Annotated in this window: 14 protein-coding genes and 4 tRNA genes; 13 read left to right on the forward strand and 5 right to left on the reverse strand. The window is 38.3% G+C overall.

Annotation, left to right across the window (positions count from 1 at the left end; genetic code table 11):
* The first annotated feature begins 171 nt into the window (after positions 1-171).
* Positions 172-678: a YlaC family protein gene (locus ABN080_RS05785; RefSeq protein ID WP_196553717.1), complete on the forward strand. Its 507-nt coding sequence runs from the start codon at positions 172-174 to the stop codon at positions 676-678.
* Between the two features lie 157 nt (positions 679-835).
* Positions 836-911 (forward strand) — tRNA-Asn (locus ABN080_RS05790).
* Positions 912-1,092: 181 nt separating this feature from the next.
* On the opposite strand, the gene ABN080_RS05795 is transcribed toward ABN080_RS05790, so the two are convergent.
* Positions 1,093-1,686: an NAD(P)H-dependent oxidoreductase gene (locus ABN080_RS05795; RefSeq protein WP_196553718.1), complete on the reverse strand. Its 594-nt coding sequence runs from the start codon at positions 1,684-1,686 to the stop codon at positions 1,093-1,095.
* 88 nt (positions 1,687-1,774) lie between these two features.
* Positions 1,775-2,716 (reverse strand): AraC family transcriptional regulator, encoded by a 942-nt coding sequence (locus ABN080_RS05800; protein ID WP_349440585.1) that lies wholly within the window; start codon positions 2,714-2,716, stop codon positions 1,775-1,777.
* Between the two features lie 286 nt (positions 2,717-3,002).
* Here ABN080_RS05800 and ABN080_RS05805 point away from each other — a divergent pair.
* The 6 genes from ABN080_RS05805 to ABN080_RS05830 all read left to right on the forward strand — a co-directional run bounded on the left by ABN080_RS05805 (position 3,003) and on the right by ABN080_RS05830 (position 6,456).
* Positions 3,003-3,078: transfer RNA gene (locus ABN080_RS05805), tRNA-Asn, on the forward strand.
* Between the two features lie 322 nt (positions 3,079-3,400).
* Positions 3,401-3,476: transfer RNA gene (locus tag ABN080_RS05810), tRNA-Asn, on the forward strand.
* A gap of 293 nt (positions 3,477-3,769) precedes the next feature.
* A tRNA-Asn gene (locus ABN080_RS05815) sits at positions 3,770-3,845 on the forward strand.
* 198 nt (positions 3,846-4,043) lie between these two features.
* The gene (pyrC, locus tag ABN080_RS05820) at positions 4,044-5,096 is read left to right on the forward strand and encodes a dihydroorotase (RefSeq protein ID WP_349440586.1); all 1,053 of its coding nucleotides are present in this window, start codon (positions 4,044-4,046) and stop codon (positions 5,094-5,096) included.
* Positions 5,097-5,307: 211 nt separating this feature from the next.
* Positions 5,308-5,562 carry a biofilm formation regulator BssS gene (gene bssS, locus ABN080_RS05825; protein ID WP_064720401.1) on the forward strand — a complete coding sequence of 85 codons (255 nt, stop codon included), beginning with the start codon at positions 5,308-5,310 and terminating at the stop codon, positions 5,560-5,562.
* Between the two features lie 291 nt (positions 5,563-5,853).
* Positions 5,854-6,456, forward strand: coding sequence for a response regulator transcription factor (locus tag ABN080_RS05830; RefSeq protein WP_349440587.1), 603 nt, complete (start codon positions 5,854-5,856; stop codon positions 6,454-6,456).
* A gap of 262 nt (positions 6,457-6,718) precedes the next feature.
* Here the strand turns inward: ABN080_RS05830 and ttrA are convergent, their stop codons facing one another.
* The 3 genes from ttrA to ttrB are packed head-to-tail and all read right to left on the reverse strand — an operon-like array spanning position 6,719 to position 11,560.
* Positions 6,719-9,799, reverse strand: coding sequence for a tetrathionate reductase subunit TtrA (gene ttrA / locus ABN080_RS05835; protein WP_349440588.1), 3,081 nt, complete (start codon positions 9,797-9,799; stop codon positions 6,719-6,721).
* On the reverse strand, positions 9,792-10,820 hold the full coding sequence (ttrC, locus tag ABN080_RS05840; RefSeq protein ID WP_349440589.1) for a tetrathionate reductase subunit TtrC: 1,029 nt from the start codon (positions 10,818-10,820) through the stop codon (positions 9,792-9,794). The genes ttrA and ttrC overlap by 8 nt, the downstream gene beginning before the upstream one ends.
* The gene (ttrB, locus tag ABN080_RS05845) at positions 10,817-11,560 is read right to left on the reverse strand and encodes a tetrathionate reductase subunit TtrB (protein ID WP_072068548.1); all 744 of its coding nucleotides are present in this window, start codon (positions 11,558-11,560) and stop codon (positions 10,817-10,819) included. The genes ttrC and ttrB overlap by 4 nt, the downstream gene beginning before the upstream one ends.
* A 177-nt stretch (positions 11,561-11,737) precedes the next feature.
* Here ttrB and ttrS point away from each other — a divergent pair, with 177 nt between their 5' ends.
* The 5 genes from ttrS (at position 11,738) to ABN080_RS05870 (ending at position 18,566) form a co-directional block, all read left to right on the forward strand.
* A complete protein-coding gene (gene ttrS / locus ABN080_RS05850) occupies positions 11,738-13,501 on the forward strand; it encodes a tetrathionate respiration histidine kinase TtrS (RefSeq protein ID WP_197269044.1) in 1,764 nt (587 codons plus the stop codon).
* Between the two features lie 10 nt (positions 13,502-13,511).
* Positions 13,512-14,114, forward strand: coding sequence for a tetrathionate respiration response regulator TtrR (gene ttrR / locus ABN080_RS05855; RefSeq protein WP_349440590.1), 603 nt, complete (start codon positions 13,512-13,514; stop codon positions 14,112-14,114).
* A 74-nt stretch (positions 14,115-14,188) separates the two neighbouring features.
* Positions 14,189-15,130, forward strand: coding sequence for a Kdo(2)-lipid IV(A) acyltransferase (locus ABN080_RS05860; protein ID WP_349440591.1), 942 nt, complete (start codon positions 14,189-14,191; stop codon positions 15,128-15,130).
* Positions 15,131-15,401: 271 nt separating this feature from the next.
* The gene (gene mdtG, locus ABN080_RS05865) at positions 15,402-16,610 is read left to right on the forward strand and encodes a multidrug efflux MFS transporter MdtG (RefSeq protein ID WP_072068552.1); all 1,209 of its coding nucleotides are present in this window, start codon (positions 15,402-15,404) and stop codon (positions 16,608-16,610) included.
* 420 nt (positions 16,611-17,030) lie between these two features.
* Complete coding sequence (locus ABN080_RS05870) at positions 17,031-18,566, forward strand: peptide MFS transporter (RefSeq protein WP_072068553.1); 1,536 nt, start codon at positions 17,031-17,033, stop codon at positions 18,564-18,566.
* Positions 18,567-18,630 lie beyond the last annotated feature (64 nt).

An 18,630-nucleotide genomic window follows, 5' to 3' on the forward strand; every position in this document is an offset into this window, starting at 1 on the left:
TATTTGATATTTTATCTCTATTATTAACAACAACTAAGAATAATCTTAATGGCATTACAATAACAGTTAATCTCAGAATTTAAAAAAACTGTTCTACCTGCTTATCTTGTCTCCGTGATAATCTAGCAACAAGAAACAAGTTTGCAACATTCATCTCTTAAGGTGTTTACAATGAATGTATTAAAAGAAATCTTAGAGCGTGATTTAGACCGGATCAATAAAGCTGAAAAAAGAGACGGAAAACCACACTTTAATAGTCAATTTTTGAAAAACCATATCTGGTTATGTATCAGCATGGTTCTCTCTTATATATTACTTGCCGCATTACTTATCTACTCTCCTTATTTTGGCATTATTTCACTGGTGCTTTTTACTTTAATGTTCCTAGTGATGGCTGGAGTATTGCTATTTGATATTAAGCCTATCTATAAATTTGAAGATATTGGCGTACTTGATTTAAGAGTTTGCTATAACGGTGAATGGTATACCTTTGAGAAACTGTCTGATGAAGCAGTAAATGAAATTCAGCAACATCCCGCAATTTCACCAAAGATAAAAGAAGACATTCGAGAAATTATTAGTAAAAAACAAGAAATTCATTTTTATGATGTCTATTTGATGGCATTCGATCCTGTCCAACAATCTATTTCGGCATCACAATTATCACCCCAATCTTGATCCATTCTCCGTGTTAACCGTAAAGACACGGAGAATAACTTCTATTATTTAACCACTTTGTCGATAAACCAACCAAACAGATATTTAATCTACTTTTAGCGTTGACACCCTGATATATCATCGTTATTATGCGCCTCGTTCTCAAGAAGAACACGCTTCCTCCATAGTTCAGTCGGTAGAACGGCGGACTGTTAATCCGTATGTCACTGGTTCGAGTCCAGTTGGAGGAGCCAAATTTAGAAAAGCCCGCACTGTCATAGCGCGGGCTTTTTGCTATTAGCTATCCCATCAATGTTTTCTATTAAAGTCAGCCACGTTTCCTCATCTTTTAATTTATCTTTTTCATTTCTACCGCATGTGGCTGTTTAGACCTCTTGTAAATAAGAAATAGCCAATAAATACACTTGGCTAAGTTTAATGATACAAACCAATAATTTCTTGTTCTAAGTGCTTTTTATACGCCTGAATATCTTTTTCAATTTGTGGTTGTTTTACCACATCAAACATTCCGAAGGTTTTCAATCCTTCCATGCCTAAAAACTGATTTGCTTTGTGGAATGGAAAATACACAGCATCAATACCTTTTCCTTCAAAGAATTGTTCTTGTTCTTCAAAAGATTCAAATGGCGCATTCCAAGTCACAGAAAGTAAGTATTTTTTACCTTGTAGCAACCCTCCCGAACCATATTTCTTTGAAGGATCTTTTCGTGTGCGACCATCATCAATAAATAGTTTATCGCCACCGGCACTAAATACATCATCAATATATTTTTTTAAGATCCAAGGACCTTCCATCCACCATGCTGGCATTTGATAAATAATAACGTCAGCCCATAAATATTTATCAACTTCTTCATCATTATCGTAGCCATCATCAATACGTGTTGATTGCACATTTATCTGATGTGAAGATAGCAATGTCGTCGCAACTTGCGTTAAATGATCGTTGAGTTTTCCTTCAGAACCATCAAATTCTTTTGATGCATTAATAATAAATACGTTAGCCACTTCAAACTCCTTTATATACCAATATCTAATAGCTGACTGTAACGTAATCATTCATTATTGCTTTAACTCATTTCTCCATTATTCTTGCCTAATAATCCAAAGATACCCTTTCAGTGTCAGATTCTTTTAATCGTTGGATATCTTTTAAAGGAGCTAGACCAAATAATCGATGATATTCACGACTAAATTGTGATGGGCTTTCATATCCCACTCTAAATGCGGCTTCAGAGACGTCTGCCATTTCAATTAACATAATGCGTCGGGCTTCATTAAGGCGTAGCCATTTTTGATATTGTAATGGTGTCATACCCGTTCGGTTTTTAAAGTGGAAATGAAATGAAGAGGTACTCATTCCTACTAATGTGGTCAAATCTTCAATGCGAATAGTGTCTCGATAATGCAACTTAACCCAATCAAGCGCATGATTAATTTGACGGCATTGAGGGTGTTGCGATGTTAATAACTGCTGCCTAGCCCCACCATTTGATCGTAATAAGTAATAAAGGATCTCTTTTTGGATCAAAGGAGCAATGAAAGGCACATCCTCTGGTGTATCAATCAGTTTAATAAGCCTAGTGACTGCTTGTAATATTGGTGCTGTGACGGGAACGACTTGTTGAGCTCTATGTTGATTGCTTTCTTGCAATAATTCAAATCGATTTTCAGCTAACAATTCAGGCAATAAAGAGAGATCTAATTTAAGTAAAATAGCTAAAAATGGTGCCTCTTTAGAGGCTTCACAAACTTTAGCAAAAGTAGGTATATCAGATGATGTCAAAAGCATATTCATAGGGCGATAACAATTTGTTTCTAAGCCTATTGTTATTTGTTTTGCACCTTGAGCAGCAATAGCCAAACTTGGCTCATACATCCACCCTTCTGATTCTGTCGTTGCTGTATAATGACACAACGCTAATCCAGAAACAGCCGTATCCCAACCTCCTTCCTTATCTTTTGTATAGGAAAGGAGTGTTTTTTTAAATTCCTCAAACTCAATTAAAATTGGCGTTGATAAATCGGTGATGTTCATTGTCTCTGGATCTTCTCTTTAACCTCAGCATTCTTTACATTGTATTATTAAACAGTATGAAAAACTTTCTTTTGAAAAGACCTCTTTTTGCTTCTTATCGACTTTAGAATTACACCGCATAATAGAGACCACAGCATCTACTGATAACCATTTATTTTTTATACATTTTTATCAAAAAAGAAACAACTTGATGCAGTCTTGAGCAAACGGTGTTTTTTTTCATTTTTTTACTTTACAAGGTAGCAAAGGATAGCTATTATTCGCCTCGTTCTCACGAGAACACGCTTCCTCCATAGTTCAGTCGGTAGAACGGCGGACTGTTAATCCGTATGTCACTGGTTCAAGTCCAGTTGGAGGAGCCAAATTTAGAAAAGCCCACACTGTGATAGTGTGGGCTTTTTGCTTTCTAGCCTTTTATTTTCTTCTTTGGTTTTACTGGCCTCTTTTTCTCTAAGTTTTATCAATAGTTTTCTATAACTTAATGACTAATAAAAACACTCGTTTTCATGTTTTCCATTTTACCTAGTGTGATTTATTGAATATTTTTATCTTAAAGTAGCCTTATTTGATTTAAAACCTATAAATTAGTTATTTTTTAACCACTTAAACTATTATTTCACTTTTTTTACTTTACAAAGCTCATCACCCTCGCTATCATCCTTCTCGTTCTCAAGAGAACACGCTTCCTCCATAGTTCAGTCGGTAGAACGGCGGACTGTTAATCCGTATGTCACTGGTTCAAGTCCAGTTGGAGGAGCCAAATTTAGAAAAGCCCGTGCTATTATAGTGCGGGCTTTTTGCTTTCTATCATCAGCATGATCCAATTTCCTCTCTTTTCCGTTAATGTATTTTTTTAAGATCTCTGTTTTTTTACTGTTAAACACTTCATCTCCTTATTTTTATTCGTTATTGCAGAAAACCCCACCTCTTTATCAGAGCATCCGTTTTAGAAACGTACAAAATGTTGCTTATCTACGCACTTAAACAAATATCGAGGATTGTCCTTTGACATATCAAAACTACCGCTATATGATACACGCCACTTAGTGTTATTCCTCCATAGTTCAGTTGGTAGAACGGCGGACTGTTAATCCGTATGTCACTGGTTCGAGTCCAGTTGGAGGAGCCATTTCTATTTGTGTCACCCTCGTAACCTTTTGATTTTATTCTCTGTTTTCCCTTACAACATTCTATAATACATAATAAAAAATACGATTAAATGGTAGCTATTTAATCGTTTTCGTATTAGCATTCGTTTCCGGCTTGACTACTTAGTCCAATCCAATCCTTGATCTTTCGATTTTCCTAAGACACACGGAGCCGGTATATGACCACTGCACAACCTATCACCCTCACTATTCGCCGTCCTGATGATTGGCATGTTCACTTTCGTGATGATGACATGCTAAAAACCGTTGTTCCTTATACCAGTCATTATTTTGGCAGAGCTATTGTCATGCCAAACCTCGTTCCACCAGTTACAACTATTGAAGCAGCTCGCGCTTATCGTGATCGAATTAAAGCAGCTATTCCTGCTGGTGATAACTTCGAACCTTTAATGACTTGCTATTTAACAGATAGCACACTGCCTTCAGAAGTTGAACAAGGTTTTTTACAAGGTGTTTTCACTGCCTGTAAGCTTTACCCAGCAAATGCAACAACGAACTCAAGCCATGGTGTATCTGATATTACAAAGATTTATCCAATATTAAGTGTGATGGAAAAAATCGGTATGCCATTGTTGATCCACGGCGAAGTCACTGCTTCACATATTGATATTTTTGATAGAGAAGCACGTTTCATTGATAACGTCATGTCCCCTGTACGCAAACAATTTCCTGAGCTAAAAATAGTTTTTGAACATATTACAACCAAAGAAGCGGCTCAGTATGTGCTAGAAGGAAATGAATTTCTCGGTGCCACCATTACTCCGCAACATTTGATGTTTAACCGTAATCATATGTTGGTTGGTGGTGTTAAGCCTCATCTCTATTGTCTACCAATTCTTAAACGTAATGTTCACCAAGAAGCATTAAGACAAGCAGTAGCATCTGGAAATTCTCGCTTTTTCTTAGGAACAGACTCTGCACCTCATTTGCAACATCGAAAAGAGTCCTCTTGTGGCTGTGCGGGTGTATTTAACGCCCCTACTGCATTAGCCGCCTATGCAACCGTGTTTAAAGAACTTGATGCATTAGCGCACTTTGAAGCATTCTGTTCACTCAATGGTCCACGTTTTTATGGGTTACCTGTAAATGAAGGCACCATTACGCTAACAGAAAAAAACATTGAAGCACCTGCGCAAATTCTTTGTGGTAATGAAGCACTTATCCCATTTCTAGCGAATGAAAATGTTCACTGGGATATTAGTGTCGATTAATCTCACCCCTTGATATTCTTCTAAAATGCACCATATAACATTTGTTCGGCTGTTAATGGTGCATTACTCTTTTATCAGAGCCAGCACACATTTTTTTGTTACAACAAAAATTTATCTTTTTAATCATGATAAATCTCGTATACTGAAAAGTAACCACATTGCGTGGGAGCTTCTCTCTTAGTCAAAACCGGCTGTATGATTAGGAGGTATTATGAGTAGAAAAAATGAAGTTATACAGACACATCCTGTTGTAGGCTGGGATATCAGTACCGTTGACATCTACGATGCCATGATGTTGCGTTTACATTATCTTCCTGAAAACGAACATCATCCAGAAAATGCAGTTGTAGATAAGACACTTTGGCTCACAACAGACATAGCTAAACAGTTGATTCATATTCTTCAAGCAGGTATTGATAAAATTGAGTCATCTGAAGATTCTGTTTCAGACAACACCAAGCATTAATAAAAAGATCGACAAAAAGATAGCGAACGCAAAGCAGGAGTACAATGTACTCCTGTTCTCATTTTTATCATTCCGCATAATAATTTCTTATATATTATCTATTCATAATTTTCATATTATGAGAAATAACTAACAACATTAATAAATAAATCATCATTTAATACGAGAGTAATAATAATTATTTTATTCGATATATCTTAAAAAAAATAACATATAAGCCGAATTGACATAAAATGAAGTTATCTTTATTTTAATAAATTAATAGAATAGCAACAAACAAGGAAGTTATTTGTGAAAGTATTAATAATTGATGAATGTTTCTTTACTCGTAACGGTATAAAACATTATTTCTCCAAAAGAAATATAAGACATGAAATTATTGACGCATCATCTATACAAGAAGCTAATAATTATATTAATCATTCTATGCCTGATATTATATTCATTGACCTTACCCGATATTGCCGAGAAATAGCACACTGCCAACATTTGCAACTCTTTTTCATTTCAACAAGAAATTGCCGACTTTATCTCTACATTGATGCAAACTATCCTGATAAGGAAAGACCTATCGCATTGACAAATAACTGTTTTATCCTTCCCAAAAGAGTACTTCCTTGGGTGCTTGAAAAAACGTCTTTATTCACATCGCGATGCCAAGTATTTTTTCCAACATATAAACACTCTATGTGTTCTATTTTCAGCACACAAGAGCAAAAAATTATTAATTATTGGATGAACGAATTGCCTAATCACCAAATAGCTAAAAAGCTACGTATTAGCAATAGCACAGTATATTCACACAAGAGACATATTACTGAAAAAATTAACGTAAAAAATAGAATTGAGCTATTTTTCATATATAACATTTTAAAATACATATATGAAAAGTAGTCTTATCCCTTTAAATTATAAAATAAAGAAAAGAAAAAAGGAGTCCGATTCCTATTATTACTCTCTGTAAATGTGGTGACGAATAGGCGTGTTGGCCACCTTAAATTTATTATAATACTATGTATGTAGGGTACATATGATATTAAAACAATTAAACTAATATTATGTTTATTTTATAATGTAAAAAAAGCTATTCACTTTGTTATCACTACACTCTCCATCTTAAAGAGTGAAGTGATAGATTAAAGTTCAAGAGAAATAATTAAGCGATACGTTCAATTTTAGCAGGTAAACCTTGACGAACAGAGGCACCAGATACCCAGTCTAACCAAGTGTTGGTTATCTCTCTTGTTGGATCAGCAAACCCTAAATCATTAAGATTGATACCATTACCAATATCTTTATCCATCGGTAAAGGTTGTTCATCTAAGTAATGTTGACGAGAGCCTAATTCTTGATGCCCATAACCATGTTCAATCGCTAAAACACCTGGCATCACACCATCGAGTAAACTAATCTCAGCTTCAACTTGCCCACCAGGTGTTACAATACGAACCTTATCACCATGATTAACTCCCCATTTTTTACCATCTTGAGGATTAATTGCGACCAAATTACTCGGTTTCACCATTCGTAAACGTTGTATCATACCCGTAGAACTACTCACGACATGAGACTTAAAGGACATTAGTTTTAATGGCCATTCATTTTCAGGATAGTGCTGGTGAATATCACTACCATCTGAAAGACGTGGTGGATAATAAGTTGGGCAACCACTATAACGCTCACCCGTTATTGCATGATGATTTTTCGCAACTTCCTCATTCCAAATTTGTAATGGTTTCTTCCACTGAGGTCCAGTTTCATCACCATTCCATGCTTTGTCATAAGGAGCAAAACGACCGCCACGTGTGTAAATATATGCAACACGCAATACTTCTTCATTTTTTAATGTGGAAGTTATTGCTGGCAAAATTCGATCAACACCACTCAGTAAAATATCTTCATTAGTTGCAGGTGCAACCGGTTTTTCACCCATAAAAGCCATATTAGCCGCAACACGTAAATAGTAATCTTCTGCACTATTGATGGGATAGAAATTTCCATCCATATCTTCAATAGCTTTATCACCAAAGCCGGGTAAATCTAAGGCTTTGGCAACAGCAATACAGAATGTTTCCATTGAGATTGGTTGGCCTTCCGCTGTTTTAGCAACTCGAGGTTCAATAATCGGCCAACGTGCGGTACTTGCTTTCACTTGAACACCAGACCAAGGCGCACTAAATCCCCAACTTTCAAAATTGTGAGTATCAGGCACGATATAGTCTGCCAGCGCGGTTGTTTCATTCATAAAGGCATCAATGCCGATAATTAAAGGCAAATGCTTCGGATCTTTAAGACGCTCTTCCATTACTTGACGAATACCAGCGATCCCATAAACAGGATTGGTCATATTCGTGATCCATGCTTTTAATGAATAAGGATAACCCGCTAATGCAGAACCTAGTTGCTCAGTTAATTGCCCTGCTGCAAACGGATACCAAGGTGCTTTTGCCGGATATGGAGATTCCCCTTTCTCTACACGCTCACGATATTCATCGGATTTTTCATAGGCAGCTTTACTACGCGATAACACCATACCTTTTGGCTTCACTTTACCCTTAAAGCTATCCATTTTGTAACAAGGGCCATCTGTTGCACCATTAAATTTACCGCCACCAACAGATACCCCACCTTTAAGGTTTAAGTTACCTATTAGTGCATTGAGCATGATCACGCTCCAAGCAGTATAAAAACCATTTCCTCCCATCATACCGCCATGAGAGATAACAGCAGCTTTTCGCCCATAAGCGGTGAATTCACGGCCTAATGCAGCAATGGTCGTTTCTGGTACTTTACAACGCTCGCTATATTCAGCCAGTGTCATACGTTTAGCCGCTTCATCAAGTAATTGGAAACTTGATTTTACCGTCACTTCAGCGCCTGTTTTTAAAGTGACTTTATGCGTAGCAAATAATTGTGCTTTATCGACTTGTGTCGCAGGAACTAATTCACCATCTAGTGATAACACTAAGTTTTGCTCTTCCCCCTCAGCAATATCATTAAAATGTGCCGTGGTGAGCATTTGTCCTGAAAGTGGATGTTTTTCATCACTGATCACAAGGTGAGTCGCATTTGTCCAGCTCTTCTCACCCACATTTTTCATTGAAACTTCGCTTGGTACTGACAGATAGTCTGCATTGTAGCGCTTATTTTCAATGATCCAGCGGATCATTCCCATCACTAAAGCAGCATCCGTTCCTGGTTGAACAGGAACCCAATGCCCATGATCGTTAGCTAATGTGGTTGTTAACGGTAAAGCAGGTGCAACAACCACATAATTAAACGAGTCACGAATACGTGCATTAGCTAATTGGCGACCTTGGCGCTTAAATGGATTACCTGATTGTGCTGGTGATGTTCCTAAGAACAGTGCAAATTCAACGTAATCCCAATCTGGTTTAACGTGGGCGTTTTTATCTAAATCGTTCATTAGCGCACCAGAACCAGCACGATACGCTAATCCACAATAAGAGCCATGAGCACCAAAGTTTTTACTACCAAATGAATTTTGAGCAAAGCGACGAATAAACGTATCACGCCCATCATCACCCGCATTTGTCATTAATAATTGGTTAGCTTTAGGGCCTAATGAGGGTTGTTTGGGATCAATAAGAGTGTCTAAATCACGGATCGCACGTAAACCATCAACATGACCTTCTCCAAACAAATCACCACCTTCAACAATTTCTTGGATCAATTGTTCAAAGCTAATGCGTTTCCATTTACCTTCACCCCGTTTACCGACTCGTTTCATCGGTTCAAGAATACGAGTTGGGCTATCAAGGCTTTCCATCATGGTTGCACCACGCGCACAAGCCGTAGAGCGATTTTCTAACCCACTTTCACCCCCCATTTTTTCAAATGCTTCTTTAATTGGCATGTTGTAGCCAAAATGATGATCATGAGAAAGTGGATGATAAGGGTTACCTGCAATACGTAATACTTTATTGTTTGCTCGATCAACACGGGCACGAACACCGCATTGCGTCCAACAACCAAAACATTGGGTCATACAAACAGATTGATCAGTATTCGCTTGCCAATTGCTCTCTTTAACAACCTTACCTTCAGGTAATAACGAGTTACCATTGATCCTATCAAGTGTCACTTTACCCGATGTGCCATCAACTAAACCATCTACGGCACGTTTAGCAACATCACGGTAGCTGGCAGCAAATGCGGCAATACCACCGATAACTAATCCACCTTTAAGCCATTGACGTCTTGTAAATTTAGCCATGCTGCACTCTCCTGACAACCCAACGAATACTTTCTCTAAAGATGATGGTTAACGCTATCCACAATCCAAATGTTCCAACGATTGCCATCAGTCCATCATTGCCTAGCGTAAACTCATAAGGATTTGTAATAATGTTATATTTTGGAAGATACTGCGCACCCATCAACATTAACCAGCGTAATACCCACGCAAGCCCCATTGATACAAATGCCATCATGGTAATAAATGCAACCGAACGGGCTTGTTTTGCCATCAAAAGTCCCATTGCAACAGAGATAGCCCATAGTGCGATAACGCCCATAGCACTCCACCAGCCAAGACTTCCCATTGCTAATTGTTGTCTAATGGCCTGGCCTGAAATAGTATCGCCAGCAACCCAAAAACCCGTACATACTGCTAATAACATTAATGAACTTACAAACCACATCGCTAATTCACGTTGATGTATAGGTTCACGGCGCGTTCCTAATGCCAACAATGTTGGTAGTACTTGCATTGCACTAAAGAACAGAAGGATCGGTAACCAATAGGTATACAGCACAGGTCTTGCTTTTAAGATAGAGGCTTCGCGCCCTGTATATAACAGCAAACCAATTGCAGTTAATGAGCAAGCTAATGCAACCCAACGTGTTAATTTATATTCACGTTTCCACACTAAGCGAACAACCATTGCCGCAAAGTAAAGCATGCTAAACGCCGAGAATAATGGCAATAATATTGAACCCCATGCCATCCACGACCACGGTGTTGGATAAGCATAAAAGTGCCATACACGCGCGGTCTGGTGTAAATCTGCAGTTAAAGCAAGCGGTGCTGTAATACCCGCGGTTACTGCAATAAATACCGCAACAGCTTCTAAACGTTGATTACCGGCTCGGCCTTTCCAACACTGCCAACAGGCGTAAAGTGTTGCACTGCAAGCAATACCAATAAAAAAGAAATACTGCACAGCCCAAGGCAACCAAAAATATTCTTGCGGGATAGCCATGACTTCTTGAATTTGAGAGACTTGCGAGATCATGAGTGAACCTCCTGCTGCCATAATGCCGGTTGTCCTTGACCTGCTAACGGTTGTACAAATGCATCATCGAGGCCGAGATAGAAAACTTGTGGCAATGTGCCACTTTCTGGTTTTAATACTTTCAGCTCTTTTTCATGTGTACGCAGCATTTTGCTGATAGTGCTATTAGGATCTTTCATATCACCAATGATACGCGCGCCGCCAACACAAGATTCGACACAGGCTGGCAATAAACCGACTTCAAGGCGATGTGCACAGAAAGTGCATTTATCCGCAGTTTGTGTTGAGTGATTAATAAAACGTGCATCGTAAGGACATGCTTGAACACAATAAGCACAACCAACACAACGTTCATTATCAACAACAACAATGCCATCTTTACGTTGGAAAGTTGCTTGGACAGGGCAAACTGGGACACAAGGCGGTTCATCACAATGGTTACATAATCTAGGTAGCAAGACGTTAGTTATCCCTTCTTGCCCCTTGATAGCAACCTGATATTGGTTTACTGTCGTCCTAAATTGCCCTTGGGGTGTTTGATTTTCAATATTACAGCTCACAGTACAGGACTGGCATCCTACACAACGGCGTAAATCAATCAGCATGCCATAGCGTTTATCTTCCGAGCCTTCACGACGCTCAGGTGATAATTTAATGCCGGCTTCAGCTAAAGGAACCAGTGAAGCACCTGCAGTAAGGACCCCTAATTGTTGTAGAAATTTTCGTTTTCCAAGATCCATATTTGTCTCCAGCATCACTCAACAACACAATCTCACAATGAGTGAAGGAAATAGAAAGTAAAAAGTATGTGTTTTGTTATAAGTGCATTGTAAAAATTACTGAAGACAACACCTATTGTGGTTTACCACATACTGGGTATGAACTTGATCCAAAACAATATTTAACATTAGATATTTATGACGATAAAACAGACAATTGGGATAAGAAAAGCAGTAAGTATCGGATTATTGCTACTCTTTTTTGTACTACCTCTACATGCCATTGCAAAAGAGTGGAGCATTGGCGTCTTAGCTTTACGGGGGGATGCTTCAACACAAAGACACTGGTTGCCTCTTGTTCAAACATTAAATGAACAATTTCCTTCAGAAAATTTTGTGTTAGTTCCCTTAAATCTGGAAGAAATGAAGCTAGCAGTAGCGAAAAAAAATGTTGATTTCTTGCTAACAAACCCTGCGCAATTTATCCAATTAGATAATGCTTTTCCATTACGCTGGTTGCTCTCTTTACGCTCTGGTTATGAGCCTGACAACACAACACGAAATGTGATTGGTAGCCTGATTTTAGTTCGTAATGACAGCCCAATTACGTCTGTTCACGAGCTAATAGGAAAGCGTGTTGGTGCCATTGCTCCTGATGCTTTTGGTGGTTATCTTTTAGGTTATAAAGCACTACGCGAAGAAGGTATTGATCCCGATAAAGATTTCACATTACGTTTCACCGGTTTTCCCGCCGATGCCTTGCTTTATCTCTTACGAGATGAAGATATTAACGCGGCAATTATTCCCGTTTGCCTACTAGAAAATATGGATAATGAGGGATTGATTCGAAAAAGTGATTATCGCCCAGTGATTTCCTATCAAACTAACACGCCGTGTTTAACCAGTACCCCCCTATATCCTAATTGGTCATTCGCAGCATTAGACACTGTGCCTGATGAGTTAGTTGATAAAGTAACTCGCATTTTACTCACAGATGACAGTAAACCCATGAAATGGGGAGCTCCTGCGTCACATACACAAGTTGAAAACTTACTCAGAGAAGTCAACCAACATCCTCGACAACGACAACTTTGGCAGGATGCAAAAAGCTGGGCAATTCAGCACCAATTTATTATTGGTCTTTCGTTGGCGGCTATTCTTTTTCTTATTTTAAACCAAGTGTGGATTAGCTATTTAGTAAGACGTCGTAGTCAACAATTAGAGCATGCACATAATCGATTAAGGCAGCAAAAAGAAGAATTAGAACATGCTCAACGCTTAAATATATTGGGGGAGATGGCTTCAGGATTTGCCCACGAACTTAATCAGCCTCTTTCTGCCATAAAAAGTTATGCACAAGGTAGTGTTATTCGCCTTAAAAAAGAAAATGAGTCACACCCACTATTACCTGCATTGCAACAAATAGACAAGCAAGCACAACGCGGTGCTGATATCATTAGAAATCTACGTTTATGGGTTGGAAAACAGACACCTAACACAGATACAATTACGCTTTCTCATCAGAATATCGCAGAGTGTATCCACCATATTTGGAAACTTTTACGTGTAGAAGAAAAATACCCACAAGTTTCACTGAAAACACATGTTGATGAACATGATACTCTGTGTTTGCCTGAAACCTTATTAGAGCAAATTTTATCTAATTTAATCACCAATAGCCTGCAAGCAGGTGCGAAGCACTTGAAGATAAGTACACACAAAGCACCGGATAGATTGCTTGTCGTTATTGAAGATGATGCAGGCGGAATGAGTCATAGTCAGCTTGAACAACCTTTTTCTCCATTCCAAACAACAAAAACGGAGGGGCTTGGATTAGGTTTAGTGATTTGCCAACGATTACTACTTTCTCAAGGTGCGGATATTCACATTGAAAATCAACAAAATGAGCAAAATAATGTCGGATTAAAAATCACACTTATTTTCCCTAATAAAAATAAATAACGGAGAGAAAATGCCCACTATTCACCTTGTTGATGATGATCTTGCAGTCACTGATGCTTGTCAGTTTTTATTAGAAAGCTTAGGTTATTCAGCCCATGTTTGGAATGATAGCGAATTTTTTATCAACAATGTCAATCTCTACCAACAAGGGGTTGTGCTATTAGATATGCGGATGCCAAAACTTGACGGTAGACAAGTCCACCAGCATTTAATTGATAAGCACAGCACACTTTCTGTGATTTTTTTAACGGGCCATGGTGATATTCCTATGGCTGTGGAGGAGATCAAAAAGGGAGCCATTGATTTTTTACAAAAACCCGTTGATAGCAATGCACTGCTATCTGCCTTAGATACCGCATTTCTTGAAACAAATATCCGTTTTACAGCACATGATATTCGTCGTCGCTATGCATCATTAACCCCTAGAGAAAAAGACATTGCTTATTATGTTATTCAAGGTTTAATGAACCGAGAAATCGCTGAAGTTGCTTGTGTTTCAATAAGAACTGTTGAAGTTCATCGAGCCAAAGTGATGGATAAAATGGCCGCTAAAAATATTGCTGAATTGGTGACTGCATTACAAGGCATTGAAATAATTTCACCTAATTTATGACAAAATTTCTTATCTGCGCCAAAAAGTGTCACAATATAAGATATTCATTGGAAAAATAGTAAATAGATAGGCTTATGATAAAGTCACCTCCATTTAAAAAATCATTTTTGCAGCCTAAGTATTGGCTAACTTGGTTTGGGATCGGATTACTCTATATTCTGGTTCTGCTTCCTTATCCTGTCATTTATTGGCTAGGTACGCGCCTAGGCCGTTTCTCTAAAGTTTTTTTAAAAAAACGTGTCCAAATAGCGGAACGAAATATTGAACTTTGTTTTCCACAAATGCCAAAAAGTGAACGCGAAGCTTTAGTTAATAAAAATTTCGAATCCGTTGGTATGGGATTGTTTGAGACTGGAATGGCTTGGTTTTGGCCTGAATGGCGAGTTAAGCGCTGGTTTAAAGTCAGCGGACTTGAAAACATTTCAGCGATTCAAGAAAAAGGACAAGGCATCTTACTTATTGGGATACATTTTCTTACTCTTGAACTTGGTGCTCGTATTTTTGGTATCTATAACCCAGGAATTGGTGTTTACCGCCCTAACGATAACCCTGTTATGGACTGGCTACAAACATGGGGTCGATTACGCTCTAATAAATCGATGATCGACAGAAAAGATGTCAAAGGCATGATACGTAGTTTAAAAGCGGGTGAAATTGTTTGGTATGCACCTGACCATGATTATGGTCCACGGAAAAGCGTTTTTGTACCTTTGTTTGCTGTTGATAAAGCGGCAACAACAACAGGAACTTATATTCTGGCAAGAACCAGCAAACCTGCATTAATTCCATTTACGCCCAAACGCTTACCTGAAGGTAAGGGTTATGAGCTAATTATTTCTCCGGCTGTTGCTGATTTCCCCGTTGATAATGAGGTAAATACTGCTAAAGCGATGAATAAAGTGGTTGAACAAGAGATTTTACGTGCGCCAGACCAATATATGTGGCTGCATCGCCGCTTTAAAACCCGCCCAGAAGGTGATGCTTCTTTATATAACGAAATAAAGAAAGTACATTAATCACAAAGTGGCTGTTTTATTCCAAAGCAGCCACTTTGTAATATAACAACACGCTGATACAACAATAATAAAATCAACAACAGCACAAGCTGTAAACTCCTGCAAAAAACATTATAAGAGCAAGACCTATCGCACTTATTCTGTATCATGGCTATATTCTTATTCACTATAAATAAGAAAACCGATGCGTTGTCATAATATTCAACGTCACCACGGTTATGTTCAGCCTATTTTCTTGGTTTACTCTCTCGTTCTCGGCTAAAGGAGTAACATGGATCTCAAGCCCCGAAATAATTCTTGGAAACGTAATCTTTATATTGTCTGGTTTGGTTGTTTTCTAACCGGCGCAGGTTTTAGTTTGATTATGCCTTTTCTTCCTTTATATGTTGAAGAATTAGGTATAACCGATCATGAAGAACTTAACCTTTGGACGGGTGTAGCATTTAGTATTACTTTTCTTTTTTCTGCTATCGCCGCCCCTTTCTGGGGAAAATTATCTGATAGGAAAGGTCGAAAATTAATGCTATTACGCTCTGCCCTTGGCATGGCCATCGTCATGGTATTAATTGGTTTTGCACAAAATATATGGCAATTATTGGTATTACGTGCCTTGCTAGGTGTATTAGGTGGCTTTGTTCCTAATGCTAACGCATTAATTGCAACTCAAGTTCCTGTCAAAAAAAGTGGTTGGGCATTAGGGACCCTTTCAACAGGTGCCGTAAGTGGCGCTTTAATTGGTCCTTTAATTGGAGGGATGCTTGCTGACCTCTATGGTTTGCGCCCTGTATTCTTTATTACTTCAGCGGTTTTATTTATTTGTTTTTTAGTCACCCTCTTTTTTGTGAGTGAAAACTTCACGCCTGTTTCTAAAAAAGACGCACTAACCACAAAACAAGTTTTTTCATCGCTTAAAAACAAAAGACTCGTTGTATGTCTATTTTTCACCACAATGATAATACAAGTGGCAACGGGCTCTGTTACGCCTATTTTGACACTTTATATCCGTGAATTAACAGGATCGGTCAGTAACCTTGCCTTTATCAGTGGCGTTGTTGCCTCTGTACCTGGTATTGCTGCACTTATTAGCGCCCCTCGCTTTGGTAAGCTAGGCGACCGAATTGGCCCTGATAAAGTCCTTATTTTTACCCTCGGACTCTCTATTTTTATGTTAATTCCAATGGCGCTGGTCAGTAATTATTGGGAACTTGGTGCGTTACGATTTTTACTTGGCGCAGTTAATGCGGCCATGTTACCTGCAGTACAAACGCTTATTCTCTATAACATTACCCCTGCTATTGCTGGTCGAATTTTTAGTTATAACCAAGCACTAAGAGATGTTGGAAATGTTACAGGACCGTTAATGGGTGCTTTTGTTGCTGCAAGCTATGGATTTAGAGCTGTTTTTTATTTCACCGCAGCTGTTGTCTTTTTTAATCTAATTTATTCTTGGTTAAGCTTTAGAACGCCACAAGAAAAGTAGTCAAAAAATCCACAAATAAGATCAGTTAATAGTTTTTTTTCTTCAAAAAATTACACTTTTACATTTAAAGGCCTAATTGTTACTTTTTTTATTCTATTTTTTGTAATTTATTGTTTATTAAGAACATTCTTAACCCCCATTTGTTAAGACCTCTAAAACTTTCTTGTCCTCTTTTTTCAAAAAATTGCAAGGTTAACTATTGCAAAATGAGATTTTTATCGACTTTTGCACCAAAAAATGGTTTATAAAGTATTAAATATACTTTTAGTCGCTAAATTCTGACAAAAGTATGTTAAAAATATATTAATTAAATGCAGTGAATACTGATAACAGAATGAAATAATTTTGTTTCATCACTTGCTAATATTTTGTTCTTTTTACTTGCAAACGACCTGTAGAGGTTTTTTTTGGGAATTTAAGATGCAATCTACTCACTCAAAATCTAGCCGAACTTTCTTTGGCCACCCATATCCATTAAGCTCCCTTTTCTTCACTGAAATGTGGGAACGCTTTTCTTTCTATGGTATTCGCCCATTATTAATTCTATTTATGGCGGCAACCGTTTATGAGGGTGGCATGGAAATCCCCAGAGAGCAGGCTTCTGCTATTGTGGGTATTTTCGCCGGTGGTGTTTATTTAACATCGCTACCTGGAGGTTGGCTCGCTGATAACTGGTTAGGTCAACGCCTAGCTGTATGGTATGGCTCTATCTTTATCGCATTAGGGCACCTATCCATCGCACTTTCTGCGTTTTGGTCACAAGATCTGTTCTTTATCGGTTTATTACTGATTGTATTAGGTACAGGGTTATTTAAAACCTGTGTCACAGTGATGGTAGGAACCTTATATAAAAGGGATGATACTCGCCGTGATGGTGGATTTTCCTTATTTTATATGGGTATCAATATGGGCTCATTTATTGCACCACTCATCACGGGTTTCTTAGTACGTGATTATGGCTGGCATTGGGGCTTTGGTATCGGTGGGATTGGTATGCTTGTTGCGTTACTGATTTTCCGCTTTTATGCAGTACCGACCATGCGTCGTTTTGATAGCGAAGTTGGTTTAGATTCAAGCTGGGATCGCCCAACCGTTGTTCGTCGTAATGTCGGTCAATGGATTTTAGCATTATCTGTCGTTCTTATGGCAATTGTTGGCCTTATTATTTCTGGTGTTATTCCTTTTAACCCAGTTGCTGTGGCTAACTTTATGGTCTATGTGATTTCCGGTAGTGTTATCGCCTATTTTATCTATTTATTCCTATTCGCTGGATTAAGTAGTAGTGATCGTTCTCGCTTATTTGTTTGTTTCCTTTTATTGGTTTCAGCCGCCCTTTTCTGGTCTGCATTCGAACAAAAACCAACATCATTTAACTTATTTGCCAATGACTATACAGACTTAAACTTTATGGGTTTTGAGATCCCAGCAGTTTGGTTCCAGTCTGTAAACGCGCTGTTTATTATTGTTCTTGCTCCTGTCTTTAGCTGGTTATGGCCAATGATGGCACGTAAGAATATGAATTTAAGCAGCATCACTAAATTCGTGATTGGTATTTTATTTGCAGCAGGTGGCTTTACCGTCATGATGTTTGCATCTGAGAGCGTTATCGCAACAGGACAAGGTGTTTCACCACTTTGGTTGATTGGTAGCATCTTATTGCTGACATTAGGTGAATTATGTCTAAGCCCAATTGGCCTTGCCACAATGACTATTTTAGCTCCAGCAAGAATGCGTGGGCAGGTCATGGGACTATGGTTCTGTGCAAGCGCATTAGGTAATTTAGCTGCTGGTTTAATGGGGGGGAATATTCGTCCAGACAAATTGGATGTTATGCCTGATTTCTTCTCTCATGTTTCTATCGCTCTGGTTATTTGTGCCATTGTTCTTGCTGCACTGATTATTCCAGTTCGTAAGATTTTACAAAGCGCAGATAGCAAAGAGAAAGCACAAGCTTAATTTCACTTACTCGTTATTGAAGCCATGCCTCATCTACTTTTAGGCATGGCTTTTTGCTTTTATA

The organism is Proteus sp. fly-1089 (genome assembly GCF_040138965.1).
Classification (GTDB): Bacteria; Pseudomonadota; Gammaproteobacteria; order Enterobacterales; family Enterobacteriaceae; genus Proteus; species Proteus vulgaris_B.

Coding starts and splice junctions, on each gene's coding strand:
- ttrA (WP_349440588.1), bottom strand. CDS start 9,799: ATGGCTAAATTTACAAGACGTCAATGGCTTAAAGGTGGATTAGTTATC.
- mdtG (WP_072068552.1), top strand. CDS start 15,402: ATGGATCTCAAGCCCCGAAATAATTCTTGGAAACGTAATCTTTATATT.
- ABN080_RS05785 (WP_196553717.1), top strand. CDS start 172: ATGAATGTATTAAAAGAAATCTTAGAGCGTGATTTAGACCGGATCAAT.
- ttrC (WP_349440589.1), bottom strand. CDS start 10,820: ATGATCTCGCAAGTCTCTCAAATTCAAGAAGTCATGGCTATCCCGCAA.
- ttrS (WP_197269044.1), top strand. CDS start 11,738: ATGACGATAAAACAGACAATTGGGATAAGAAAAGCAGTAAGTATCGGA.
- pyrC (WP_349440586.1), top strand. CDS start 4,044: ATGACCACTGCACAACCTATCACCCTCACTATTCGCCGTCCTGATGAT.
- ABN080_RS05870 (WP_072068553.1), top strand. CDS start 17,031: ATGCAATCTACTCACTCAAAATCTAGCCGAACTTTCTTTGGCCACCCA.
- bssS (WP_064720401.1), top strand. CDS start 5,308: ATGAGTAGAAAAAATGAAGTTATACAGACACATCCTGTTGTAGGCTGG.
- ttrR (WP_349440590.1), top strand. CDS start 13,512: ATGCCCACTATTCACCTTGTTGATGATGATCTTGCAGTCACTGATGCT.
- ABN080_RS05800 (WP_349440585.1), bottom strand. CDS start 2,716: ATGAACATCACCGATTTATCAACGCCAATTTTAATTGAGTTTGAGGAA.
- ABN080_RS05860 (WP_349440591.1), top strand. CDS start 14,189: ATGATAAAGTCACCTCCATTTAAAAAATCATTTTTGCAGCCTAAGTAT.
- ttrB (WP_072068548.1), bottom strand. CDS start 11,560: ATGGATCTTGGAAAACGAAAATTTCTACAACAATTAGGGGTCCTTACT.